The sequence below is a fragment of the Enterococcus sp. DIV1090 genome (assembly GCF_050537975.1).
Lineage (GTDB): Bacteria > Bacillota > Bacilli > Lactobacillales > Enterococcaceae > Enterococcus > Enterococcus faecalis.
Map to the genome: position 1 here is coordinate 1,393,227 of NZ_CP172917.1, position 25,108 is coordinate 1,418,334.

Consider the following 25,108-nt stretch of genomic DNA (forward strand, 5'->3'; position numbering starts at 1 on the left):
CAATAGTTGTTTTGATTACAAAAACAGACTTCTCTTATAAAGTTTGTTCAAAAAGTGACAAGTCCATTAAAAATTTTATCACAATAAATAAAGAAAAGTAAGAGGATAAATAACAAAAATCTCATCAAATTGAAAAGAAGAAGTGGTTGTTTTCACAAGTGTGAAGAGGGTTAATTAAATACAAACAAGATTTCAATTACATTACAGAAATTTTAAAACTCAAAATTTAATACGTTTATTTCTTGTTTCAATAGGAAATTAACGGTAAAATAGAAAAGTGAGACAGTGAGGAGGAAAAATGAATGAGCGAACAGTTAACAAGAAGTAGTAAACATATTCAAAAAGCTCTTAAAAAGCAAAAAGCTTATAAACGTGCTACCGCCGTTGCGGGGACTTCAATGATTTTAGCACCTGTGGTTGGTGCTGCGGTACCTGCCCAAGCAGAATCAAGCCAGCAAGCATTTATTAATGAAATCGGAAATTCAGCAGCAGCCGTTGCCAATAGCAATGATATGTATGCTTCCGTCATGATTGCTCAAGCGTTGCTAGAAAGTAGTTATGGTAGTTCTGGGTTAGCATCTGCACCGAACTATAACTTGTTTGGTGTAAAAGGAAGTTATAATGGACAATCTGTTTATATGCCAACAAAAGAATATTTAGACGGACAATGGGTGACCGTCACAGCAGCATTTAGAAGTTATAATTCTTATGCGGAATCGTTCCAAGATCATGCCAATGTTATTCGTTCCACTGCTTTTGGGGATACATACCATTATTCAGGCGTTTGGAAGAGTAATACTAGCAGTTATCGCGATGCAACAGCCGCTTTAGCTGGAAGTTATGCAACTGATCCAGGCTATGCCGAAAAATTGAATTGGTTAATTGAAGCATATAATTTAACTCAATATGATTGGGGAGCACCAGTCGCTCAAACCACTAGTTATTCAGATACAACGGGAACCGTTGATACAACAATCGATACAGCGGCTTCTGCAACAGCAACAGCAGAAACTGTAGCTAGTCAAAGTTACACTGTCGCAAACGGCGACACATTGTGGGACATTGCTGCACGTTTTGGAACGACAGTTGATAATTTAATGTCACTAAATGGATTAACATTGGATTCTGTTTTATCGGTGGGTCAAACCATCCAAATCGGTTAATTCTGCAATTATTTAGTTGAAGAAAGACCTTACAAAAGCAGTAGTTTTTGTAAGGTCTTTTATCGTGAAAATAGGTAGGGCTAGCAGCAATTATTTGATGAGCCTAATCCGTTTTTTTATTTAATTTTTCACAAACTAAAATTCGTTTTTCTGGTAGAAATCGTTTTTTTGAGCTATGCTTAGAGAAAGAATTATTATATTGTTTGTAAAATTGGAGGATGTAGGATTATGACTAAAGGTTATGTAAAATCAGTAACAGAGTTAATTGGTCAAAGCCCAGTTGTGAAATTAAAACGGATGGTACCAGAAGGAGCTGCAGATGTTTTTGTTAAACTAGAGTTCTTTAATCCTGGTGGCAGTGTGAAAGATCGAATTGCTTTAAGCATGATCCAACAAGCCGAAGCAGATGGTCGCCTAAAACCTGGACAAACGATTATTGAGCCGACTAGTGGTAATACAGGCATTGGGTTAGCAATGGTAGGTGCTGCGTTGGGATATCCAGTTAAGATTGTGATGCCAGATACTATGAGTATTGAACGCCGCAAATTAATGCAAGCATATGGGGCTGATCTATTATTAACCCCTGGTGCCGAAGGAATGAAAGGGGCAATTGCAAAAGCTACAGCATTAGCAGAAGAACACGGGTACTTCATGCCTTTGCAATTTAATAATCCAGCTAATCCAATGGTACATGAACAAAAAACAGGAAAAGAAATTGTTGATGTCTTTGGTAAACGTGGCTTAGATGCGTTTGTTTCTGGTGTTGGCACTGGAGGAACCGTTACAGGAGTTGGCCATGAATTGAAACGGATTTTTCCAGATATTGAAATTGTTGCAGTAGAACCAACAGAGTCGCCTGTTTTAGAAGGTGGCGAACCAGGTCCACATAAAATCCAAGGAATAGGCGCTGGTTTTGTCCCAGAAGTTTTAGACACCACCGTTTATCAAAAAGTTGCCGCTGTTTCTAGTGAAGACGCATTAGAAACTGCTCGTTTAATGGGGCCAAAAGAAGGTATCCTTGTGGGGATTTCAGCAGGGGCAGCAATTAAAGCTGCCATTGATTTGGCAGTCGAATTAGGCGCAGGCAAACGTGTCTTAGCGCTGGTTCCGGATAACGGTGAACGTTATCTTTCGACAGCTCTTTACGAATTTCCAGAATAAAAAACACGCCAAAAAACGAGCATTTCTCTTAGTTTAGTAAAATGCTCGTTTTTTCCACGAGAATCCTACAATAATTCTTGTCAATCGTAATAAGAAATAGTATTATTTAAGAAAGATAGACAGGGGAGGGATACAAAGATGGACAACGTATTGGTTAAAAATGCACTTGCTGAATTAAAAGAAGCCAATATCCGAATTACTCCGCAACGTTATGCTATCTTGGAATATTTAATCGAAAATCATACACACCCAACAGCTGATGAAATTTATCGCGCACTAGAAGATCATTTTCCAAATATGAGTGTAGCAACGGTTTACAACAATCTACGTTTATTTACTGAAATCGGTTTCGTTCAAGAAATGAGTTATGGCGATGCATCTAGTCGTTTTGATTTTAGTTCGAAGAAACATTATCACGTGATTTGTCAAAAATGTGGTAAAATCGTTGATTTTCATTATCCAGGGTTAGAGGACGTTGAAATGGCCGCTAGTAAATTAACAGGCTTCGAAATTAATGAACATCGTTTAGAATTATATGGATTATGTCCAGATTGCCAACAAGCACAACAGGAGAATGTGTAAAAAATTACATACTGTTAAAAATTTATCAAAAGATAAGTCACTTGTCTAGGCAAATTTCACAAGCGTAAGAGTTTTCACTCTTATGCTTGTTTTTTTGTGTGGTTATTGACTTTTAAATTCTTAAAAACAAAAAATTAACTAGCTATTATTAAGAATTAGCAACAGTTTGTGAATTTTTTTATATGCGATTCACAAGCATAGAACTCGAATAAGCTTGATTCCTCTGATATATTTTAAACAGACAGAGGGAGACGTCACCTCTGCAAAACAAAGATTGTGAAAGAAGGGATTTACAACATGAAAGTCGTAGTCGTAGGATGTACCCATGCTGGAACTTCAGCAGTTAAAAGTATTTTAGCAAATCACCCGGAGGCGGAAGTCACTGTATATGAAAGAAATGACAATATTTCCTTCCTATCTTGCGGAATTGCCTTGTACGTTGGAGGCGTAGTTAAAAATGCTGCTGATTTATTTTATTCAAATCCAGAAGAACTGGCTTCTTTAGGAGCAACAGTGAAGATGGAACACAATGTTGAAGAAATCAACGTGGACGACAAAACTGTTACAGCGAAAAACTTACAAACGGGCGCAACTGAGACCGTTTCTTATGATAAATTAGTAATGACAACTGGTTCTTGGCCAATTATTCCACCAATTCCAGGAATTGATGCTGAAAATATTTTATTATGTAAAAACTATTCACAAGCCAACGTGATCATCGAAAAAGCGAAAGATGCCAAACGTGTCGTTGTCGTTGGTGGCGGTTATATTGGTATTGAATTAGTAGAAGCTTTTGTAGAATCAGGTAAACAAGTTACTTTAGTTGACGGGTTAGACCGCATTTTAAATAAATATTTAGATAAGCCATTCACAGATGTTCTAGAAAAAGAATTAGTTGATCGTGGCGTTAATTTAGCTTTAGGTGAAAATGTCCAACAATTCGTAGCAGATGAGCAAGGAAAAGTAGCAAAAGTCATTACACCAAGTCAAGAATTCGAAGCAGATATGGTGATTATGTGTGTTGGTTTCCGTCCAAATACAGAATTATTAAAAGATAAAGTTGACATGTTACCAAATGGTGCAATCGAAGTCAATGAGTATATGCAAACAAGCAATCCTGATATTTTTGCTGCGGGTGATAGTGCAGTTGTTCACTACAACCCAAGTCAAACAAAAAATTATATCCCATTAGCAACGAATGCTGTTCGTCAAGGTATGCTAGTAGGTCGTAATTTGACTGAACAAAAATTGGCTTATCGTGGCACACAGGGAACTTCTGGTTTATATTTATTCGGTTGGAAAATTGGTTCAACAGGTGTGACAAAAGAAAGTGCCAAATTAAACGGACTAGATGTCGAAGCGACTGTTTTCGAAGATAACTATCGTCCAGAGTTTATGCCAACAACTGAAAAAGTTCTGATGGAATTAGTCTATGAAAAAGGAACACAACGCATTGTTGGTGGTCAATTGATGTCTAAATATGATATCACACAATCTGCCAATACTTTATCATTAGCGGTCCAAAATAAAATGACTGTCGAAGATTTAGCGATTTCTGATTTCTTCTTCCAACCACATTTTGATCGCCCTTGGAACTACTTAAACTTATTAGCCCAAGCCGCTTTAGAAAATATGTAATTAATAATAGAAAAAGGATGAAGAACAGAAGTTCTTCATCCTTTTTGTTAGTCACTAAGCGCTCCAGTTGTTTGGTTCATTAATGCCATTAATTGCTCTTTCGTTGTTCGTTTGATAGAAAGAGAGGGGAGATTATCTAAAGAAAAATAAGCACAATTCGAGGTTTCAATGTTTTTTTCAAAGGGATGATTTTCTAAAATCTCACAAGAAAAGATCATTTTATAGTACTGAAATAGTTGAGGAATGTCTTTTCGTTTATCTGTATCATAAACAGCAAGCAATTCTTTTGCTGTAACAACTAAGCCAGTTTCTTCCAATACTTCTTTTTCAATATTTTCTTTAGGGGAGCAGCCAATTTCGGCATAGCCACCAGGTAATGACCATTCTTTGGTCCGTAAATCTTCAACTAATAAAAAACGATTCTCTTTTTTTATTAAACCGCGAACATCTACTTTCGGTGTTGGATAACCTTCCTCTTTAGTTAAGATTTTTTCTAAGTCGGGCAAAACAGCCGCTTCGTGTCCGGTTGTGCTAATAAGTTGTAACGTAAGTTCTCGTAGTTCTTGGTAACGTTCTTGATCAAAAGCATCTTTCCCGTAAAAAAGACCTGCATCTGCCAATGCTAGCAACCGCTTATAGGTGTTCAGATAATCCATATACGCACGCTCCTCATAGACTTAATACGTTTAGTTTAACAGAAAAAAACAAAGGAAGGGCAGATTTAGCGAGAAAAGGCGTCGTTTTAAGGAAATAATAAAGAATAAATGACTAACTTACATTTTTAAACTACCTATGCTATTATTTAATAAAAAAGATTGGGTATACAATAATTTTGTTATGTAAACAAAAAGGAGGTTGTAAATTGAAAGAATTTATAATTATAAGGGAAAAAAATGCAGATAAAAAGACTCAGGCAGCACAAGAAGTATTGTTTAATCTTCCAGAATGGTTTGGCCTTGAAAAAGAGACCCGCAAGTATATCGATATAGCTAGCACTTTACCTATGTGGGTGGCAAAGGATGTAGAGAATAAAATACTCGGTTTTATAACACTTTCAGAAACAAGTAAAGATACAGTAGAAATCCATTGTATGGCAGTTAAAAAGCGGTATCATCGCAAAGGTATCGGCAAGTTATTGATAGAAAGCGTGGAAACGTATTCTAAAAATAACTATTTTTTTATTCAAGTCAAAACAGTTGACGAAGGAAATTATTCCGTGTACGATCATACTATTCGTTTTTACGAATCATTGGGTTTTAAGCGCCTTGAGGTTTTTCCGACATTATGGGACGCTTGGAATCCTTGTTTAATTTTAATTAAACAGTTGATTTAATCTACAAAGGAGTTTTAGTATGTCAGTATTTATTAGAGAGTGTACCGTCGCAGACGTACCAGAATTAGAGGCCATTTGCCAAGAGACTTTTGCAGATACTTATGGAGATGGCGAAAACGAAGAGGATTTACAGGCACATTATGAGAGGAAATTTAGTCCAGCAGTTTTAGAAAGCGAAATCTTACATAAAGATTCGCAATATTTCTTTGCTTTTTATAATAATGAACTTGCAGGTTATGTGAAATTAAATCACGGTGATGCTCAGATTACCTATCAACATCCACAAGCGTTACAAGTTGAGCGCATTTATATTCGTAAATCTTTTAAGCGTTTAGGCTTAGGCAAACATTTGATTACGAAAGCAATTGAATTAGCAGAAGAAGCAGAAAAAGAGACGGTTTGGTTAGGTGTTTGGGAACATAATCATCCAGCGCAAAAATTCTATCAATCATTAGGCTTCGTCAAAACAGATGAACATGATTTTTATATGGGAAATGAACGCCATACCGATTATACAATGACGAAACAGTTAAAAGAGTCAACGTAAAGCAAAAACAAGGAAACGGACGCAACGAAGCCGACGATTCCTTGTTTTTTTATCTTAAAATTGTGAAGGGGATTTTCCATAATATTTTTTGAATAATTTACTAAAATGATAGGCATCTTCGTAACCAACCGTTTTTGCCACTTCTTTGACACTTAAGGAATCATTTTTCAGCAATTCTTTCGCATGGTTTAAGCGGATTTGAATTAAATAATTGATTGGCCCAACGCCTGTGGCCGCTTTAAAGGTTTTCGACAAATAAGTCGGGGTCACATATAACATTTCAGCTAACTGTTCCAAAGTAATTTCTTCGTCATGGTGCGTTTCCAGATAATAAATCGTATGATTGACTAAATTTCGTTTTCTTTTTTCCGTTTTCGATAGCCGAGTTTCAATTTTATTTTCTTGATCAACTACTAAACTTCTTAAAATATAGACCAATAGTTCAATAACTAAAGCTTTAATTTGTAACGCTGATTCAACTTCTTGATGGTTTAATTCATGAACAATTTGCCAAGCTTTTTCTAAAAAAGCACCATGTAAATGACTTAAATCTAATAAAGCTGATTTATTTGGAAATACGTTTCGCGCTAAGCCTTCTAAATAGAGATTTGAAATGCCAATGTGTAGTTGATGTGAGTAAGTTCCTGCTTTTTGTTGCTCACCATGTTCCGTTCGCGGATTAAAAAGAAACACCGTACCAGCAGTGGCATGGTACTGTTGCCCTTGAACAATATATTCAGATTCACCTTCTAAAAGAATAGATATTTCCAGAAATTCATGATGATGACAATTATAAGGGTGGGTCTCTTCGTTCCAAGGATCGAAGGCATATAAAATTTCAGGATTAAACGTTCGACTATTTGTGTAGTTCATAAAAAATCACTCCTACTTGTATCCGCTTTCTATACTATATTGTACATCAAAATATACAAGAATGCCCATTTCTTTTCCTATAAAAAAACAGTAATCTTATACACGTCCATAAAAACAAGAGAGAGTAGGGGAGAAAATGAATAGTTTTGAATGGATTTGGCAATATGCTAAAAAAAATAAGAATAAGTTACTGCTAGCTGTTATTTTTGTCGTTATTAACGCTATTTTAATTGTTATTATTCCATTGTTATCTGGCAGAATTGTAGACCAAGTAATCAATCAGGGGAAAACTGAAGAGCTTGTCCCAATTCTTGGGATTATGATTGGGGTGACCGTTATTCGGACAGTTGTTCGTTATAGTTATCAAGTCTTGTTTGAATCGGTTGGACAATCTGCGTTATTTGACTTAAGAAAAGATATGTATGTCAAACTTCAAGAATTAGATTTTGATTTCTTTAATCATACACGTGTTGGCGATATTATGGCGCGAATGACAGGGGATACAGACGCTATCCGCCATTTTGTTTCTTGGGTCACTTATAACCTCTTAGAATGTATTTTATGGTTCATCGCAGCCGTGATTGTGATGGGGACGATCAATTGGCAATTGATGCTGGCATTAATTTTAATTACACCTTTGATTTTTCTGTTAACACAAAAAATGTCGAAGGAATCGCATCCGGTATTTTTTGAGATCCGGGAAAGTTTTTCTCGGTTAAATTCAATGGTCGAAGAAAATATTGGTGGAAATCGGGTGGTTAAAGCTTTTTCACAAGAACCTTATGAAATTGAAAAGTTTAACAAGCACAATGAAGACTATAAAAAATGGAATATGGCTTCCGCAGATGTCTCTAAAAAATATTTACCGTGGTTAGACGGTTTTGCAGGTAGTTTAAATGTTATTGCCTTAGTTCTTGGTGGCCTCTTTGTAATTCAAGGTCGGATGACAATTGGTGATTTAGTTGCCTTTAACGGCTTTCTCTGGATGTTGAACATGCCGATGCGAATGAGTGGCTGGTTGATCAATGATGTGCAACGCTTTACGGCATCGTCCATTAAAATTCGTCAGTTATTAGCAACGAAACCGAAGATTCCCATTGCTCGGGAAAAAGAAGCAGAACCAATCCAAGGTTATGTGACGTTTGATCACGTGTCCTTTCATTTTTCAGATGATCCAGAAACCCCTATTTTATCGGATGTTTCATTTTCAGCAAAACCTGGTGAAACAATTGGTATTTTAGGGGAAACTGGTTCAGGCAAAACCACTTTAGTTAACTTAATCGCTCGGTTCTATGATCCAACAAAAGGCACTGTTTATATTGATGGAAAAGATGCTAAAAGCTATTCTGTTCGTAAATTGCGAGAAAATATCTCCATGGTTATGCAAGATGTCTTTCTTTTTTCCAATACAATAGAAGATAACATTGCTTTTGGTAACACATTGGCTAACTTGGAACAAGTGCAAATGATGGCTGAAATTGCTGATGCCCATAGCTTTATTTCCAGAATGCCCGAAGGTTATGCAACAATTGTTGGTGAACGCGGCGTTGGCCTATCTGGTGGCCAAAAACAGCGGATTTCACTGGCCCGTGCCTTAACCAAAGATCCAGCTATTTTAATTTTAGATGACACAACTTCCGCTGTTGATATGGAAACAGAATCAAAAATTCAAAAAGAACTAGGTCGTTTGACGGAAAAGAAAACGACATTTATTATCGCCCACCGAATTTCTTCTGTGAGAGAGGCCAATTTAATTTTGATGATGGAAAAAGGCCGTGTGGTGGAAAGCGGTACGCATAGCGAATTAGTCGAACAAAAAGGCAAATATTTTGACGTATATCAAAAACAATTAGGTCTGACAAAGGAAGGTGAGTCGCGTGGCTAGAAATACGTTTGATGTGGATGAGACTTTAGAAAAAGAATTTAATTGGTCCCACTATAAACGATTAGGCGCCTATATTAAGCCTTACAAAAAAGCTGTTTTTAAAACATTATTTGTCATCATATTAGCTAATCTGGCAAGTATGTTAGGCCCTTACTTTACTAAAATTGCGATTGACCAAGTAATTCCACAAAAGAATCTCTCGTTACTCTTGATACTAGGAGCTATTTTCCTATTTTCCTTGGTGATTATTGGTTGGTGTATGCGTTATCGGATATATGCCATCACAGAAATTGGACAAGATATTTTAAAAGATATGCGTTTTTCAATTTTTGAGCATCTACAAAAATTACCATTTTCTTACTTTGACAGTCGGCCGCATGGAAAAATCTTAATTCGGGTGGTCAATTACATCAATACGTTAAGTGATTTATTAAGTAACGGATTGATCAATTTAATTTCTGATTTATTTAATGTGATTATTACCTTAATTTTCATGTTATTTATTGATGTGAAATTAACCTTATACAGTTTACTGCTATTGCCTGTGTTGTTCGTGATGGTTCTGTTTATCCAAGGGAAACAACGGAAAGCTTACCAAGAGCTTAGCAATAAACAATCAAACTTAAATGCCTATATTCATGAAAGTATTTCAGGAATTAAAATTACACAATCTTTTGCACGAGAAGATGAAAATTTCCAGATTTTTAACGAGGTAAGCGAAGAATATCGTCAATCCTTTATGAAAGCTGTGCGTGTCCAGTATTTATTATGGCCAGCAGTGCAAAATATATCCGTCATTACGACTTGTTTTATCTATTTCGTAGGAATCCGTCAATTAGGTGTGTCCGTTACCACTGGGACGCTAATTGCTTTTATCGGTTATATCAATAACTTTTGGAATCCAGTCATCAATATTGGTAACTTCTACAATTCTCTGATTACTGCAACTGCCTATTTGGAAAGGATTTTTGAAACGATGGATGTTGTTCCAGAAATTCAAGATGCGCCGCACGCTATTGCGTTGCCGCCAATTAAAGGAACCGTCGACTTTCAGCATGTTTATTTCCGTTATGAAGAAGGAAAAAATATTTTGACCGATGTTAGTTTTCATATTGAGCCAGGACAAACAATCGCCTTGGTTGGGCCAACAGGTGCGGGTAAAACAACAATCATCAATTTGTTAAGTCGTTTTTATGATGTGAATGAAGGGGCCGTTAAAATTGATGGTTATGATGTTCGCGATGTGACACTCCGTTCGTTAAGGAAACAAATGGGGGTAATGCTTCAAGATACGTTTATTTTTTCAGGAACAATTATTGAAAACATTCGGTACGGAAATTTAACAGCCACAGAGGAAGAAGTTATCCAAGCCGCAAAAATTGTTCGTGCGCACGACTTTATCAAGGATTTAAAAGATGGCTATGAAACAGTTGTGGAAGAGCGGGGTAGTACACTCTCGGCAGGACAACGCCAATTAATTTCATTTGCTCGTGCTTTACTGGCAGATCCCAAAATTTTAATTTTAGACGAAGCAACCTCCAGTATTGATACAAAAACAGAAGAATTGTTACAAGAAGGACTACAACAACTTCTAAAAGGACGGACATCGTTTATTATTGCTCATCGACTTTCTACCATCAAAAATAGCGATAAAATTTTCTATATTGATGGTGGTCGTATTGTGGAAGAAGGATCTCATGATCAACTAATGGCAAAACATGCGTTATATCATCATTTATATCAATCGCAATACGACTTATTAAAGAGTTAGATGATAAAACAGAGAAAATTATTAGTTGAATCTTTCTCTGTTTTTCTGTATCGTAACCTTAACAAAGGAAAAAATGATGAGGTGCCAAATGAATCGGAATTTTGAAGTAGAATTAACAACATTATGTATGATTAGAAATCAGAAAAATGAAATCCTTGTGCAAGAACGACAAAAAAAGGATTGGCCTGGTTGGACGTTTCCTGGCGGACATGTTGAAAAAAACGAGGGCATGGAAACAGCCATGGTTCGCGAACTCCTTGAAGAAACAGGATTAGTGCTGAAGCCACAATTAGTAGGTGTTGCAGAATGGCTGAATGATTGTTCAGGTGCGCGGGAATTAGCCACATTATTCATTGCAGAAACAGCGGATGAACTACCAGAAGAAACGGAACAACCCTTGTTTTGGGTCACTGAAAAAGAATTGCGAGAAGGTCCTTTAGCTGGCAGTTTAGCAGAACTTTTCCCAGTATTTTTTGGCGAAAAGCAATTTTATTTTAAAAATAATACAGCTTAATGATTCAAACCTAAAAGATTAAATCAATCCCACTTATTAAAAGAGAGGAAATCTAAAATTAAACATTGCTATTTATAAGCAATGTTTGCTATTCTTAATAAAAGGGAATTAATTTTTTATATAATGAGGGGGAAAAAGTGTGTTAAAAAGAAAAGTGGGGATTGTCGCAGGCGTTTTCTGTTCAGCTTTGTTACTGACAGGTTGTGGCAAAAGTGCGAAAGATGAGTTCATTCAAGGGATTGGCAATCAAAACGCACAAGAATCTGGGGTTTGGGATTTCTCTATGTCAATTAGTGACATGAAATTTTCACAAGAAGATAGTGCACAAACGAATCCTATGATTGGGATGCTCATCACGCAAATCAAAAACGCATCGCTTTCTGGGAAGATTCAAGTAGATGCCAAAAAAGAAAAAGCATTCAACTTAGAGATGAAATTAAAAGCGATGGGAATGGATGTACCGATTTCATTGGTTGGATCAGTAGATAACGAAGGCAAAGAGCCAAAACTCTATTTAGCAACAGATATGATGGAATATATTGTCGCTGTCGCAGACTCAATGACTGACGGTGCTATCGATAGTTCTCAGTTAGATACAGAAAAACTAAAAGGAAAATACATTGATCTTTTAGCCATGAACGAGGAAAGTACGAAAGAATGGCAAGATACAATCAAAGAGTATCAAGAATCGGAAAAAGAACGAAAACAGTCTGCTAAGGAATACAAAGAGTTTTTAGAAGGATTAGACAAGGATACGTTCGAGAAAAAAGGGGACACCATTACCCATACGTTTACAAAAAAAGAATTACAAAAGTTAATCAAAATTACGACAGAAACATCTGAAAAAGGTAAAGAACAAGATCCTTTCGAAAAAATCAAAGATGTTTCTGCCAAAGTTTCTGTTAATACAAAAGAAAATAAAACAAATATGTTGATTAATGTGAAACCGCAGCAAGACAAGAACGTTGACATGGGACTTGAATCATTATCTAGTAAAATTAGCATTACACAAAAAGCCAAAAAAGCGACAATTTCAATGCCTAAGAAAGAAAATATTTTATCAGAACAAGAAGTTGAAAAAATATTTTCCGATAGCACCTCTATGACAGGTCTATCGACTGAAGACACGACTGTTGCGATCAATCAATAACGCTGAATGACCAATAAAAACGGTCGCTCAAAAAAGTAACGAAAGACCTAGCATGATTGGGATGCTAGGTCTTTTTTGAATAAAAAAACAGCATTTTAGTTTTCTTTGAATTATTGGTTGTTATTTTTAATGGCGTAAACAGTTTAAAGTTAATACATTTGTTTTTGATTTAAATTCTACTGCTATTTTTAATCATTCTATTAAATAACAAATGTTTTCGAGTGTTTTTAAGCATTATTTTTGTTATGCAGAGTGGTTTTTTTATACAATGAGTATAATTTTAGATGAAGGAGTGTTTTAGGTGAAAAATCAACATTTAACTACGTCACAAGGAAGTCCAGTTGGCGATAATCAAAATTCGCTAACTGCAGGAGAATTTGGTCCTGTCCTAATCCAAGACGTTCATTTATTAGAAAAATTAGCTCATTTTAATCGTGAGCGCGTGCCAGAACGGGTTGTTCATGCCAAAGGTGCTGGTGCTCATGGGATTTTCAAGGTGAGCCAATCAATGGCACAATATACTAAAGCCGATTTTTTATCTGAAGTTGGCAAAGAAACACCTTTATTCGCTCGTTTTTCAACTGTAGCTGGAGAGTTAGGTTCATCAGATACATTGCGTGATCCTCGCGGTTTTGCGCTTAAATTCTATACAGATGAAGGAAATTACGACTTAGTTGGCAATAATACGCCCATTTTTTTCATTCGTGATGCAATTAAGTTTCCAGATTTTATTCATAGCCAAAAAAGAAATCCGCGGACGCATTTGAAAAGTCCAGAAGCAGTTTGGGATTTTTGGTCTCATTCACCGGAAAGCCTTCATCAAGTAACAATTTTAATGAGTGATCGTGGCATTCCGTTGTCGTTCCGTCACATGCATGGTTTTGGTAGCCATACATTCAAATGGGTCAATGCTGCTGGAGAAGTATTTTTTGTTAAATATCACTTCAAGACGAATCAAGGAATCAAAAATCTAGAGAGTCAATTAGCAGAAGAAATTGCTGGGAAAAACCCAGATTTCCATATTGAAGATTTGCATAATGCAATTGAAAATCAAGAATTTCCTTCTTGGACATTATCTGTGCAAATTATCCCGTATGCAGATGCGTTAACAATGAAAGAAACACTTTTTGATGTAACAAAAACGGTTTCTCAAAAAGAGTATCCGCTGATTGAAGTTGGCACGATGACTTTAAATAGAAATCCAGAGAATTATTTTGCAGAGGTTGAACAAGTAACCTTTTCACCAGGGAATTTCGTTCCTGGTATTGAAGCTTCTCCAGATAAATTATTGCAAGGACGTTTGTTCGCTTATGGGGACGCACATCGTCATCGCGTGGGCGCTAATAGTCACCAATTGCCAATCAACCAAGCAAAAGCGCCTGTAAATAACTACCAAAAAGACGGCAATATGCGTTTTGACAATGGCAATAGCGAAATTAATTACGAACCAAATAGTTATACTGAAACACCAAAAGAAGATCCTAAGGCGAAAATTAGTTCCTTTGAAGTTGAAGGAAATGTTGGTAATTATAGCTATGATCAAGATCACTTTACACAAGCAAACGCTTTGTATAATTTGCTGCCAAGCGAAGAAAAAGAAAACTTAATTAACAATATAGCGGCATCTTTAGGTCAAGTGAAAAATCAAGAAATCATCGCGCGTCAAATTGATTTGTTCACTAGAGTAAATCCAGAATATGGAGCACGTGTCGCACAAGCCATCAAGCAACAAGCATAATTTATATAACGTACGTGACAAAAAACCAGTCTAGATAAACTTAAAGACTGGTTTTGTTTGCTTTTCAATGCTTTTTACTCTACTTTGTATAATGTATATTATGTAAACTAGAATAAAATAAAAAACTTTAGCCGATAAATTGCACTTCTCTTTCGACTAATTAATTTACCCAACTAACCTTACAAGTTGTTTGCTAAGCTAGTTGGGTTTACTGTTTATTGAAACCTTGGATTGTTCATTTCTTGATGAATTTCTTTGCTCGCTTCATATAGAAACAATGTTTGTTTTTTACTTGATGCATAATCGACAATGGGTTTTGGATAATTTTCTCCTAAATGTACATGATATTGCGTTTGTAAGGCTTCGTTCATTAGATTTGGTTGATGAATATACTTTTGTGGCACTTGCTTAAGTTCTGGAACATATTTTTTGATGAACTGGCCGTCATTATCAAATTTTTTTGACTGGATAATTGGATTAAAAATCCGAAAATACGGGACAGCGTCCGTTCCTGTCGAAGCAGCCCATTGCCAGCCACCGATATTATTGGCGGCATCATAATCAATCAACATTTTTTGAAAGTATTTTTCACCCCAACGCCAATCGATGTGTAAATTTTTAACTAAAAAAGAGGCAGTTATCATTCTTAAGCGGTTGTGCATCCAACCAGTTTGATTCAGTTGTCGCATGGCGGCATCAATTATAGGGTACCCCGTCTCCCCTTTTTGCCACTTGACAAACATTTCTGGGTCATTTGTCCATTGAATATAACGAAATTTTTCTTGAATAGCTTCCTCTTTTTGTTGTGGAAACGTACTATAGATCATATTGTAAAAGTCGCGCCAAGCTAATTCTTTTTTGAAGGTTTCTTTACTTAAGCTAGAAGGCGCAGATGCAAGCTCTTGCCAAATAGTGCGAATCGAAAGTTCTCCCGTTCTTAAAAAAGTAGACAGATGACTCGTTTGATCCTGATAAGGAAAATCACGCTTATTTTCATAGGATTGAAGTTTTTGATCAATAAAAGTATTTAAGCGCCTTCTGGCTGTTTTTTCGCCGACACTATAGTGCTTTAAAGGAATCCTCGCAATCTGTTCCCCATATGCTGCTTCCTCTTCTGGAAAAAGACACGCACTAAAAATTTTTTCAGCTGTATAGGAAACAGGAATCGGGGTTTCTTTAGGCGCCTCTTTCCATTTATTGTAATAGGGCGTAAACACTTGGTACTTGCTGTCATCGTTCTTCTTAATTTCTTCAGAGCCATGCAAATAGGCATCTTGAAAAGAGAAAGACTGAATATTATTTTCTTCAAAAAAGCGCATAGCTTGCTGGTCCCGCTTTGCCCCAAAGCCACAAGTATCTTCATTAAAATAAATGACCTGCCAATCGGGTAATTTGCGTTTCAAACGTGAAAATAAATCTAATGGTTCGCCGACCATGATTTGTAAATGTGCCTCTTGATCGATTCGTTCTTTAAACGAGGCTAAACTTGCAAAAAAAGCGTTATAATTAGCACTTTCTTGAATAAATTGTTGAGGATTCATTTGGAATAATAAAATCAATTCATCAGCTGCAGAATTTTGTAACGCGTGTGCTAATGCTTTATTATCTTGTAATCGTAAATCACGTCTAAACCACATTACTCTTTTCATTTTTAAATCCTCCTAAATACTTCGTCTTGCTTATCGTAACCGTGACTGCTGATTTTTAAAAGCAACTTGCCTAGACTTTTCAAAAAGCCGATAAAAACTGGATTTTCAGCTTTTATCGGCTTTTTGATTAAATTAATAGGAAATATTAAAAGCTTTCATATCTTTCTCAATATATTGTAGGACTTCTGTATTGCCAAAAAATTGTGTAAAATAATAGGCTTGACGATAGTCATCGGCTGTGTCTTCCCCGAGCATTTGTTTGTTAAAGGCTTTTTCATATAAAAGATAATCTAGCAAATAAATGGAGTGTTTGTCACGACAAATCTGAATCCCTTTTTCGCTTAAAATGACACTTTTTTGGTAGTCTTTCATTTCCGAGTAGAATTTAGCAGAATTATAATAAATTCTACAACGCTCCAAGGAACATTCTAATTTAAATTGTTCCAATTCTTGTAATGATTTTTCGTAATATACTTGCGCTTTTCTCATATCTTTTTCCAGTTCATATAGCGTACCTAGCGCATTAAGGCTTAAAATGTTGTAAATATTGACTTTACGGTCAATTTCCGCGCCCCGGTATAGGTAAAACAAGGCCTCTGCTTTATCTTTTTTTCCTAATAAACAAGTAATTCCCTTATAATATAACAATTTAGTCGTTAGTTCATTATTAGATAAGATAAGACCTTCAGGCACTTCTTGTAATAAATTGTAGGCCTCTAAGTGAAATAACCGTAAAGATAAATCCTCGACTTTGTTTAGTAGATTTTCAATTTTCTTTTCTTCAGAAATCATCATGCATTCTTCTACTTCTAAATCTAATCGGAGGCAAATAGATGAGAAAATATCTAAACTGTCACATAGATTACGGTTTTCAATATTACTAATTGTTGCTTGCGTACAGATGCCGTTAGCCAGCTCTGATTGTGTGATTTTTTTAAGTTTTCTCGCTTGTTTTATTTTGTCTCCTGCTACCTTCACGAACAGACCTCCACTTGTATTATTATGTAAATTCATTAAAAGATGTTATACTTTGATTATCAATTAAAGGAGGTACATGCTATGTTTGATTTACTTGCATTATTGACTGGAACATCAACTTATGGCAACGTTCCCCATGTTTAATTAGTCAATGCGTGTCAAGTATGGTTTTCCATACTTGGCATGTTTCCTTTAAAACTGACTCAATCATACTACAAACGGATAGACAAATACAACTGAAAATCATTGGTTTTTTATTAAGAAAAAGAACAGCAAGAAGTGAAGAATACTTCTTGCTGTTCTTTTGTTTAGTTAGGTGTATTTAGATTTAAAATGATTTGTTCCGGCGTAATTTCATTATGATCTGACATCGTTGGCTCTACGCTTAAATAACTTGAAGTATTTGTAATAATAACCATGACAGTTGAGTCAAGCCCAGCTTCTTTAATGGCTTTTCGATCGAACGTTCCTAAAAGATCTCCTTTTTTAACACGGTGACCTTGGGTTACTTGTGTCTGAAAGACCTCCTGCCCCAATGTGACAGTATCAATTCCTATATGAATTAATACTTCAGCTCCTGCGTCCGTTTGGATACCATAAGCGTGTCCAGTTTCTGCAACCAAGTTTAATAAACCATCTGCAGGCGCGTAAACCTTGTTCGCTGTTGGCATGATTGCTAAACCTTTGCCCATCATCTCGCTTGAAAATACCGGGTCATTAACAGCAGTAAGATTCATTGCGTAACCAGTTACTGGAGAAAAAAGTTGTTCATCTAAGGTATTGTGTTGCATTTCAAAGACTTCGCGTTCTTCCTCTTCGATTACTTTATCTGAAATCAAAACTTCTTGCGGAATTGCAAATAGACTGGTTAATGCATAACATACACCGACAGATAAAAGTGCGACTAATAAATAGATCACTAATTGATGTGCACTATAGATATACATTAAGAAAGAAGGAATAACGGCTAATCCATAAGAATTTGATTGAATATGAAAAATAGCTAAAATTGCTCCGCCTAAACCTGATGTAAACAAGACACATAGCAGCGGTTTTAAGTTCCAACGAATAAGTAATCCGAATAACACAGGCTCACTAACTCCAAATAATTGAGACAACATAGAACCGATGGCCGTCGACTTCACTTTGCTATCTTGCGCTTTTTTCGCAAAAGCTAAACAACTGCCAACGTTGGCAAACCCATACATGGCACATATTGTAATCAATGCATTAAATCCTGTATTTGCTAATAATGATGTTTCTACCATAGTTAGTGTATGATGAATACCAATCAAAACCATTAAAGGATATGAGGCACCAATCACGAAACCACCTAGTCCTAAGGGCAACCCAATCAACCATTGGACAACATCTACCATGCCTAACTCAACGGTATGCAAAATTGGGCCAATTCCGAGAATCATGATTAAAAAAGTAATTAACATAGTCATAAAAGGTGTAAAAATTTGATCAAGAATATTCGGCATCTTTTTTCGGAAAAAAAGTTCAATCTTTGCGCCAATTATACCAGCAGCAATTGCACTTAAAACGGAACCTTGTGCACCGACAACTGGGATAAAACCAAAAGCCATAATAGCTTTCACGCCAGAATCTGGTGTTGCAACTGCATAAGCGTTTGGTAAAATGGGTGATACCATCATTAAACCAATAACAATCCCGATTACAGGTGTCGCATTAAATGCTTTAAAGGTAGACCAAACAATCAAAGCTGGCAAAAAGGCAAAGACGGTATCTGTAATGACAGAGACAATTTGTTGAAAGCTTTCAGGAATATTGGCTACACTTGCTCCGAATAATTGTAAAAAAGTGTCGTTAAAAATAACACCTTTTAACCCTAGGAACAATCCTGTTGCTGCAATTACTGGAACAATTGGAATGAATATTTCACTTAAAATGCGCATTGTTTTGCGCATGCCCGTTTCATTATTTTTTAAAATTGCTGTTTGCTCTGCTTTTGACACAACATTGATTCCAAGTTTTTCTATTTCATCATACACTTTAGTCACAATACCAGTTCCTAAAATCACTTGGTATTGACCACCATTATAAAAAACACCCTTGACTAAATCGATTTTTTCTAGTTGTTTACCATCTACTTGTTCGTGGTCCTTCAAAATAAAACGTAACCGCGTTTGACAATGGGTGACCGATATAATGTTATCCATACCGATTAATTGAATAATGTCTTTGGCTGCCTGCTGATAATTTTCTGCCATGTTATACTCCTCCTAGCTACTCATTTATAGTAATCAATAGTCCTTGATAGCTTTTTAATAATGTTCCCTGCTGAACTAATTGCTCTCGTTCTTCAGACTGTGTATCAAAAATAACTGTGCCATTAACTAAATAATGAGGGATTGGAACCGCCTCACCAAAATTAAAAAAGGCGTAAATCGTTTTTTCATTTAATTTGCGTTTATAAGCAATAACATTATCTGGAAGATTTGATAGTCCCTCAAATGTTCCATAAAGTAAGATGTCTGTATAGGGACTCTTTTGACGAAATGCAATCATCCGCTTATAGAAATGAAAAATACTTTGACTATTTTTTATTTCTGCTTCGGCATTGATTTCTTTATAATTATCCACCATTCCTAACCAAGGTTTGACGCTTGAAAAACCGCCATACATAGAATCATTCCATGGAAAAGGCGTGCGGGCATTGTCTCGACTACGCAAATTGACAAGTGACAAGGCTTCTTTGGGCGTAAATCCTTCTTTTATTGCTCGATAGTATTGATCAATGCTAGAAATATCATCGAATTCATCAATCGAACCCCTTTCAAAATTGGTCATTCCTAATTCTTGTCCTTGGTAAATAAAAGGCGTGCCCCTTAAAAAGAAATACATGGCGCCGAATGTTTTAACCGCATTTGGCTGTTGAGCCTGTTCTTTTAAATATTTCGTTGTCGCTCGAGGTTGATCATGATTTTCAATAAAATTTGCACTCCAACCAGCCTCTTGCATGGCTTCTTGCTGTTTGAAAATTAATGTGCGTAAATCATTCCAAGACCAATTGATTCTATAAAACCATTCGCTTCCTGATTTCACATCCAAATCAGCCCATTTGAAGTCAAAAATCATGTCGAAATACCCTGTTTCTCCAATAAATTCTGATAAATTTGGATAATTGACGCCGGCCGCTTCAGCAACTGTGACAATATCAAAACCAGCAAAAGCTTTTTCTCTTAATTCGTTCAGAAAGTCACTCATTCCTGGCATGTTTCTACTAGCTTTTGTTACTTTGGCTAATTGATCTGCCCCATCAGCAGGTAAGTTTGTCCAAGTCAAATCTTTCTTAATAAAATTAATCGCATCTACACGAAAACCAGCAATTCCTTTGTTTAACCAAAAACGAATCATTTGATAGATTTCTTTGCGTAGTTCAGGATTTTCCCAATTTAAATCCGGCTGTTTTTTATGAAAGGCATGAAAGTAGTAGGCATCTTCCCCAGGTAATTTTTCCCAAACACTACCACCGAAGTTAGACCGCCAATTTGTAGGTGCTTCTTGTCCTTCTTTTATAATATAAAAGTCTCGAAAACGACTTTGAGGATTTTTTAAAACATCTTGAAACCAAGCATGTTCATCAGATGTATGGTTTACCACCAAATCTAAAATAACTTTTATGTTTCGTTTTTTTGCTTCTTCAATGAGTTCATCGAAGTCTGCCATTGTACCAAAATCGCTAGAAATACCATAATAGTCTGAAATATCATATCCATTGTCAGCCATTGGCGACGGGTACATTGGACTCAGCCAAATCAGCGTAATTCCTAAATTTTCTAAGTAATCCAGTTTTTGAATAATGCCTTGTAAATCACCAATTCCGTCATTATTACTATCCGAAAAGCTACGTGGATAAATTTGATAGGCCACTTCTTTTTTCCACCAATTTCTGTTCATTCTGGTTCTCCTCACTCTTAAACTAGTCCTGTTAACTTTTTCTGTAACCGTTTTTACATTTTGTATGATACTCGTTTTTGCGTAATATGTCAAACGTTTATCATAAATAAATTTAAATTATAATATTCTTTTGATTTAAATAGATTTATATATGTTATACGTTTGACTTTTTTCTGATTTGTTTATACTATTAGACTAACTACTATTTTCTAATAAAGGAGACATTACTTATGTCAAGCATCATGAACCAATGGACTGATGAATTACGTTATGCGCCTTATTCTTCTTGGACATCTGCTCACCTCGAAAATCTAACTTCTATTATCGCGCAATCTAGTTGGCGTTTTAAGTATCATATTCAACCACAGACAGGACTACTAAATGATCCCAACGGTTTTTCGTATTTCAATAACCAGTGGCATTTATTTTATCAAGCGTTTCCTTTCGGGAGTGTTCACGGACTAAAAAGTTGGGCCCACTTAACTTCCTCCGACTTAATTCACTGGGATTATGAAGGAATTGCCCTTTATCCCGACTCTGAATATGATTCTCATGGCGTCTATTCAGGCTCAGCTTTACCAATAGATAACCAACTATGTTTATTTTATACAGGAAATGTTCGTGATCAAACTTGGCAACGATTTGCATATCAAAATATTGCATGGCTGAATTCTTTAGGTGCGATCACAAAGGAATCAACACCATTCCTACCTATTGACCCCAATTATTCTTCCCATTTTCGTGATCCGATGGTATTTCCTTATCAAGAAGGACTTGTTTTATTAATTGGTGCTAGTGATTTAAATGGACAAGGAAAAATTGTGGTCTATTTTTCTAAAGATCGAAACGTACACAATTTTCATCAACTTGGCGAATTGACGTTCACCGACCAAGAATTAGGCTACATGGTTGAATGCCCCAATTTGGTATTTATTGATGGCCAGCCTGTCTTATTATTTTGCCCACAAGGTCTATCTCCATCTGTAAAAAGTTATCAGAATATCTATCCGAATATGTACACATTGGCCGAAACGTTTGATTTGGAGAATCTTTCTTTAGTTCAGGCTAGGCCTTTTGAAAATTTAGATGAAGGATTTGATGTCTACGCCACTCAAGCCTTTAATGCGCCAGATGGTCGTGCACTTGCGGTCAGTTGGATTGGATTGCCAGAAATCACTTACCCAAGTGATGTGGAGGGTTGGGCAAATGGCTTAAGTCTGGTTAAAGAACTCACAATTCACAACGGGAAACTATTTCAATATCCAGTTTCTGAAACAAAAATGCTTCGTCAATCCGCCACTACTTTATCAAATGGCTGCCATTTTTTATCTACTGCTTCTTTTGAATTAGAAGTGGATATTCCCAAAAATGAGATTGCTTTTATTCGGCTTTTAGCGAACGAAACGGGTTCAAAAGGACTTTTAATTACAATTGATACGATTCATGGTAAAATAACCCTTGATCGAACATTTGCTGGCCAACCTTTTGCTGAAAAGTATGGCACAATTCGTGAAACTAAAATTAGGAAAAATAAGTCAGTTCAGTTAACTATTTTTGTTGATTGCTCTGTTGCAGAAATCTATGTAAATAAAGGTGAAAAAACGATGACTGGTCGCTTCTTTCCAGATAAAGCGCAACAGTATCTTCATCTATCCAAGACGGCAAAAGCTTGTTTTTATGAGCTGGAAAATACGAATAATTAGGAATGATGGTGAATTTTGATGGTGGTTAAATTAACGGATGTAGCAAAGCTTGCTGGGGTGAGCCCGACAACGGTGAGCCGCGTGATTAATAATTATGGTTATCTTAGTCAAAAAACAATTGATAAAGTTCATCAAGCGATGGAAGAATTAAATTATCAACCTAATGGATTAGCCAGAAGCCTCCAAGGAAAAAGTACGCAGCTGATTGGTTTAGTCTTCCCTTCTGTTAGTCATCCATTTTTTGGTGAATTAATTGAAACACTGGAAAGAAAGCTCTTTGTTCAAGGATATAAAGTGATTTTATGTGATAGTGAAAAAGATCCAGAAAAAGAGCGCGCCTATTTACGAATGCTCGCTGCAAATAAAGTGGACGGTGTAATCACTGGTAGCCATAACTTAGCTATTAACGAATATGAAAATGTTTCACTACCTATTGTTTCCTTTGACCGTTTCTTGGCACCTGGCATTCCAATTGTCTCTTCGCAAAACTTTCAAGGTGGCCAAAAAGCCACTGAAGCCTTATTTGCAAGTGGTGCACAAAAGATTGCAATTATTACTGGTGCTAATAACACAGGCGCACCTAGCGATTATCGATTGGCTGGTTATAAACAAACGATGGAAAAATATGGCGCAGAAAAAACGATTCTACAAATTGATAATGGAACCTCTACAACATTAAAAAATCTAGAAATCGAACGTTTGCTTCAAAATAAAACTGTAGACGGCATCTTTTGTACCGATGATTTGACAGCAATTACAGTTATGAATATTGCTCAAAAATTGAAGATAGCCATTCCTGAAGAATTAAAAGTAATTGGTTATGATGGGACAAAATTAATCAAAAGAATTGCCCCACAACTATCAACCATTGTGCAGCCAATCGACGAGATGTGTGACGTTATGATTGACTTACTGCTTCGTAGAATGAAGGATCCTGATGTTGCGCTCGAGGAAAATTATCCTATTCCAATTCAGCTATCATTGTCTGAATCCTGTTAAAAAAGACACCTGAAAATGAGCCGACCCCCAAAAGTTAGACCTAGAAATCTAACTTTTGGAGGTTTTTTTGTATGGCAAAATACAGTTTTGAATTTAAACTTAAACTTGTTCATGACTACTTATCTGGTCAAGGAGGTCTAAGGTTTCTCGCAAAGAAGTATGGGTTTAAAGATAGTTCTCAAATAAGCAAATGGATAAATGCCTATAAAGAACTTGGTGAAGAAGGCCTACTTCGCAGTCGAAAAAATAAGAATTACTCTGTTCAATTTAAGCTAGATGCGATAGAGTTATATTTAACAACAGAGTTGTCCTATCAAGAAGTAGCTAATCTTCTAAAAATGAACAATCCATCATTGATTGCGAATTGGCTTAGAACGTATCAGAAGTTTGGTATAGAGGGACTCTCTAAACAGAAAGGACGTCCACCTACCATGTCTAAAAAGAAACGAAATGAACCCCAACCACTACCAAGTGAACGATCTCAAGTAGAGAAACTAGAAAAAGAAAATAGAATGTTAAAAATTGAGAATGCCTATTTAAAAGAATTGAGGAGACTGCGTTTAGAGGACGAACAAAAAATGAACGAATCGCACGAATCATTCACAGTCTCCGAAGACACTTTCGATTAAAAGATATTTTGGAAACCCTAAGGTTTCCAAAATCTACTTACATGTACTGGCAAAAACGCCTCGACAGAACAGCTTCAACACAAATCATTGAAGAAGAAATTCAAGCGATTCGTAAAAAACATCAACATTATGGCTATAGAAGGATGACCCAAGAATTGAAACGACGTGGATTTCAAGTGAATAAAAAGAAAGTCCAGCGATTAATACAAAAGTTAAAGTTACAAGTCAAAGCTTTTACTAAGAAATCAAGAAAATATAATTCCTATAAAGGAACCGTTGGTAAAATCGCTAAAAATTTGATTCGTCGCCGATTTAAAACTTCTGTTCCTCATCAAAAAATTACAACTGATACAACTGAATTTAAGTACTTTGAAGCAGATAACGCAGGCATCTTTCGTCAGAAAAAACTATACTTAGATCCATTTATGGATATGTATAATAGTGAAATTCTAAGCTATAGCCTTTCTACTCAACCAAATGGTAAAACAGTTATGGAAGGTCTGAAAGAAGCAATTTCTCAAACAAATGATTGTCCCTATCGGCGCACCTTTCACTCTGATCAAGGCTGGGCTTATCAAATGAATGTCTATATACAAACATTAAAGGACAACAATATCTTTCAAAGTATGTCTCGAAAAGGAACCTGTTTAGATAATTCTCCTATGGAGAATTTCTTCAGTATCCTAAAACAAGAAGTGTACTATGGAAAAATCTATCAAAGTCAAAATGAATTGAGAGAAGCAATTGAGAACTACATTTATTATTACAATCATCACCGAATCAAGGAAAAACTTAACTGGAAAAGCCCAGTAGAATTTCGACAATTCAATCAAAAAACTGCATAAAAATAGAGTGGAAAAATCCACTC

19 protein-coding genes and 1 pseudogene are annotated in these 25,108 nt (G+C 35.9%); 14 read left to right on the plus strand and 6 right to left on the minus strand.

The features are described from left to right. The first annotated feature begins 302 nt into the window (after positions 1 to 302). The 4 genes from IGL48_RS06725 (at position 303) to IGL48_RS06740 (ending at position 4,544) form a co-directional block, all read left to right on the plus strand. Entirely contained in the window at positions 303 to 1,163 is an 861-nt protein-coding gene (locus IGL48_RS06725; RefSeq protein WP_002357562.1) for a glucosaminidase domain-containing protein, read from the plus strand. A 228-nt stretch (positions 1,164 to 1,391) separates the two neighbouring features. Then, positions 1,392 to 2,324 (plus strand): cysteine synthase A, encoded by a 933-nt coding sequence (gene cysK, locus IGL48_RS06730; protein WP_002357561.1) that lies wholly within the window; start codon positions 1,392 to 1,394, stop codon positions 2,322 to 2,324. 138 nt (positions 2,325 to 2,462) lie between these two features. Further along, complete coding sequence (locus IGL48_RS06735) at positions 2,463 to 2,906, plus strand: Fur family transcriptional regulator (RefSeq protein ID WP_002357560.1); 444 nt, start codon at positions 2,463 to 2,465, stop codon at positions 2,904 to 2,906. A gap of 297 nt (positions 2,907 to 3,203) precedes the next feature. Further along, positions 3,204 to 4,544, plus strand: coding sequence for an NADH oxidase (locus IGL48_RS06740; protein ID WP_002361833.1), 1,341 nt, complete (start codon positions 3,204 to 3,206; stop codon positions 4,542 to 4,544). Between the two features lie 47 nt (positions 4,545 to 4,591). On the opposite strand, the gene IGL48_RS06745 is transcribed toward IGL48_RS06740, so the two are convergent. Then, on the minus strand, positions 4,592 to 5,200 hold the full coding sequence (locus IGL48_RS06745) for an NUDIX hydrolase N-terminal domain-containing protein (RefSeq protein ID WP_048949285.1): 609 nt from the start codon (positions 5,198 to 5,200) through the stop codon (positions 4,592 to 4,594). Between the two features lie 176 nt (positions 5,201 to 5,376). On the opposite strand from IGL48_RS06745, the gene IGL48_RS06750 reads away from it, so the two are divergent. Then, positions 5,377 to 5,877, plus strand: a complete 501-nt coding sequence (locus IGL48_RS06750; protein WP_016626668.1) for a GNAT family N-acetyltransferase — start codon at positions 5,377 to 5,379, stop codon at positions 5,875 to 5,877. Between the two features lie 19 nt (positions 5,878 to 5,896). After that, a complete protein-coding gene (locus IGL48_RS06755; RefSeq protein ID WP_002357555.1) occupies positions 5,897 to 6,424 on the plus strand; it encodes a GNAT family N-acetyltransferase in 528 nt (175 codons plus the stop codon). A gap of 54 nt (positions 6,425 to 6,478) precedes the next feature. On the opposite strand, the gene IGL48_RS06760 is transcribed toward IGL48_RS06755, so the two are convergent. Further along, positions 6,479 to 7,297, minus strand: coding sequence for a helix-turn-helix transcriptional regulator (locus IGL48_RS06760; RefSeq protein WP_002396334.1), 819 nt, complete (start codon positions 7,295 to 7,297; stop codon positions 6,479 to 6,481). Positions 7,298 to 7,433: 136 nt separating this feature from the next. Between IGL48_RS06760 and IGL48_RS06765 the strand changes: the two genes are divergently transcribed. From IGL48_RS06765 to IGL48_RS06785, 5 genes are all read left to right on the plus strand, one after another. Further along, positions 7,434 to 9,182 carry an ABC transporter ATP-binding protein gene (locus IGL48_RS06765; protein WP_002357553.1) on the plus strand — a complete coding sequence of 583 codons (1,749 nt, stop codon included), beginning with the start codon at positions 7,434 to 7,436 and terminating at the stop codon, positions 9,180 to 9,182. Beyond that, positions 9,175 to 10,953 carry an ABC transporter ATP-binding protein gene (locus IGL48_RS06770; RefSeq protein WP_002363967.1) on the plus strand — a complete coding sequence of 593 codons (1,779 nt, stop codon included), beginning with the start codon at positions 9,175 to 9,177 and terminating at the stop codon, positions 10,951 to 10,953. Before IGL48_RS06765 ends, IGL48_RS06770 begins: the two co-directional genes overlap by 8 nt. A gap of 88 nt (positions 10,954 to 11,041) precedes the next feature. After that, the gene (locus IGL48_RS06775; RefSeq protein WP_002385906.1) at positions 11,042 to 11,467 is read left to right on the plus strand and encodes an 8-oxo-dGTP diphosphatase; all 426 of its coding nucleotides are present in this window, start codon (positions 11,042 to 11,044) and stop codon (positions 11,465 to 11,467) included. 139 nt (positions 11,468 to 11,606) lie between these two features. Further along, positions 11,607 to 12,617 (plus strand): hypothetical protein, encoded by a 1,011-nt coding sequence (locus IGL48_RS06780; RefSeq protein ID WP_048949284.1) that lies wholly within the window; start codon positions 11,607 to 11,609, stop codon positions 12,615 to 12,617. A gap of 301 nt (positions 12,618 to 12,918) precedes the next feature. Further along, a complete protein-coding gene (locus IGL48_RS06785) occupies positions 12,919 to 14,355 on the plus strand; it encodes a catalase (protein WP_010777647.1) in 1,437 nt (478 codons plus the stop codon). Positions 14,356 to 14,570: 215 nt separating this feature from the next. Here IGL48_RS06785 and IGL48_RS06790 read toward each other — a convergent pair whose 3' ends face one another. From IGL48_RS06790 to IGL48_RS06805, 4 genes are all read right to left on the minus strand, one after another. Further along, entirely contained in the window at positions 14,571 to 16,004 is a 1,434-nt protein-coding gene (locus IGL48_RS06790) for a cryptochrome/photolyase family protein (RefSeq protein ID WP_048949283.1), read from the minus strand. Positions 16,005 to 16,136: 132 nt separating this feature from the next. Beyond that, entirely contained in the window at positions 16,137 to 17,018 is an 882-nt protein-coding gene (locus IGL48_RS06795; protein WP_002363971.1) for a helix-turn-helix domain-containing protein, read from the minus strand. Positions 17,019 to 17,290: 272 nt separating this feature from the next. Beyond that, positions 17,291 to 19,219 (minus strand): sucrose-specific PTS transporter subunit IIBC, encoded by a 1,929-nt coding sequence (locus tag IGL48_RS06800; protein ID WP_010824666.1) that lies wholly within the window; start codon positions 19,217 to 19,219, stop codon positions 17,291 to 17,293. Positions 19,220 to 19,235: 16 nt separating this feature from the next. Further along, a complete protein-coding gene (locus IGL48_RS06805) occupies positions 19,236 to 20,909 on the minus strand; it encodes a glycoside hydrolase family 13 protein (protein ID WP_010824667.1) in 1,674 nt (557 codons plus the stop codon). Positions 20,910 to 21,151: 242 nt separating this feature from the next. On the opposite strand from IGL48_RS06805, the gene IGL48_RS06810 reads away from it, so the two are divergent. The 3 genes and pseudogenes from IGL48_RS06810 to IGL48_RS06820 all read left to right on the plus strand — a co-directional run bounded on the left by IGL48_RS06810 (position 21,152) and on the right by IGL48_RS06820 (position 25,085). Continuing rightward, positions 21,152 to 22,612: a sucrose-6-phosphate hydrolase gene (locus tag IGL48_RS06810; RefSeq protein ID WP_025190733.1), complete on the plus strand. Its 1,461-nt coding sequence runs from the start codon at positions 21,152 to 21,154 to the stop codon at positions 22,610 to 22,612. Positions 22,613 to 22,630: 18 nt separating this feature from the next. Beyond that, positions 22,631 to 23,611 (plus strand): LacI family DNA-binding transcriptional regulator, encoded by a 981-nt coding sequence (locus IGL48_RS06815; RefSeq protein WP_002366709.1) that lies wholly within the window; start codon positions 22,631 to 22,633, stop codon positions 23,609 to 23,611. 71 nt (positions 23,612 to 23,682) lie between these two features. Further along, positions 23,683 to 25,085, plus strand: a pseudogene (locus IGL48_RS06820) (IS3 family transposase). Positions 25,086 to 25,108: the final 23 nt, after the last annotated feature.

Bases quoted from the DNA above. Each gene is read 5' to 3' on its own strand.
- IGL48_RS06725 (WP_002357562.1), top strand. From the start codon at position 303: ATGAGCGAACAGTTAACAAGAAGTAGTAAACATATTCAAAAAGCTCTT.
- cysK (WP_002357561.1), top strand. From the start codon at position 1,392: ATGACTAAAGGTTATGTAAAATCAGTAACAGAGTTAATTGGTCAAAGC.
- IGL48_RS06735 (WP_002357560.1), top strand. From the start codon at position 2,463: ATGGACAACGTATTGGTTAAAAATGCACTTGCTGAATTAAAAGAAGCC.
- IGL48_RS06740 (WP_002361833.1), top strand. From the start codon at position 3,204: ATGAAAGTCGTAGTCGTAGGATGTACCCATGCTGGAACTTCAGCAGTT.
- IGL48_RS06745 (WP_048949285.1), bottom strand. From the start codon at position 5,200: ATGGATTATCTGAACACCTATAAGCGGTTGCTAGCATTGGCAGATGCA.
- IGL48_RS06755 (WP_002357555.1), top strand. From the start codon at position 5,897: ATGTCAGTATTTATTAGAGAGTGTACCGTCGCAGACGTACCAGAATTA.
- IGL48_RS06760 (WP_002396334.1), bottom strand. From the start codon at position 7,297: ATGAACTACACAAATAGTCGAACGTTTAATCCTGAAATTTTATATGCC.
- IGL48_RS06765 (WP_002357553.1), top strand. From the start codon at position 7,434: ATGAATAGTTTTGAATGGATTTGGCAATATGCTAAAAAAAATAAGAAT.
- IGL48_RS06775 (WP_002385906.1), top strand. From the start codon at position 11,042: ATGAATCGGAATTTTGAAGTAGAATTAACAACATTATGTATGATTAGA.
- IGL48_RS06790 (WP_048949283.1), bottom strand. From the start codon at position 16,004: ATGAAAAGAGTAATGTGGTTTAGACGTGATTTACGATTACAAGATAAT.
- IGL48_RS06795 (WP_002363971.1), bottom strand. From the start codon at position 17,018: ATGAATTTACATAATAATACAAGTGGAGGTCTGTTCGTGAAGGTAGCA.
- IGL48_RS06800 (WP_010824666.1), bottom strand. From the start codon at position 19,219: ATGGCAGAAAATTATCAGCAGGCAGCCAAAGACATTATTCAATTAATC.
- IGL48_RS06805 (WP_010824667.1), bottom strand. From the start codon at position 20,909: ATGAACAGAAATTGGTGGAAAAAAGAAGTGGCCTATCAAATTTATCCA.
- IGL48_RS06810 (WP_025190733.1), top strand. From the start codon at position 21,152: ATGAACCAATGGACTGATGAATTACGTTATGCGCCTTATTCTTCTTGG.
- IGL48_RS06815 (WP_002366709.1), top strand. From the start codon at position 22,631: ATGGTGGTTAAATTAACGGATGTAGCAAAGCTTGCTGGGGTGAGCCCG.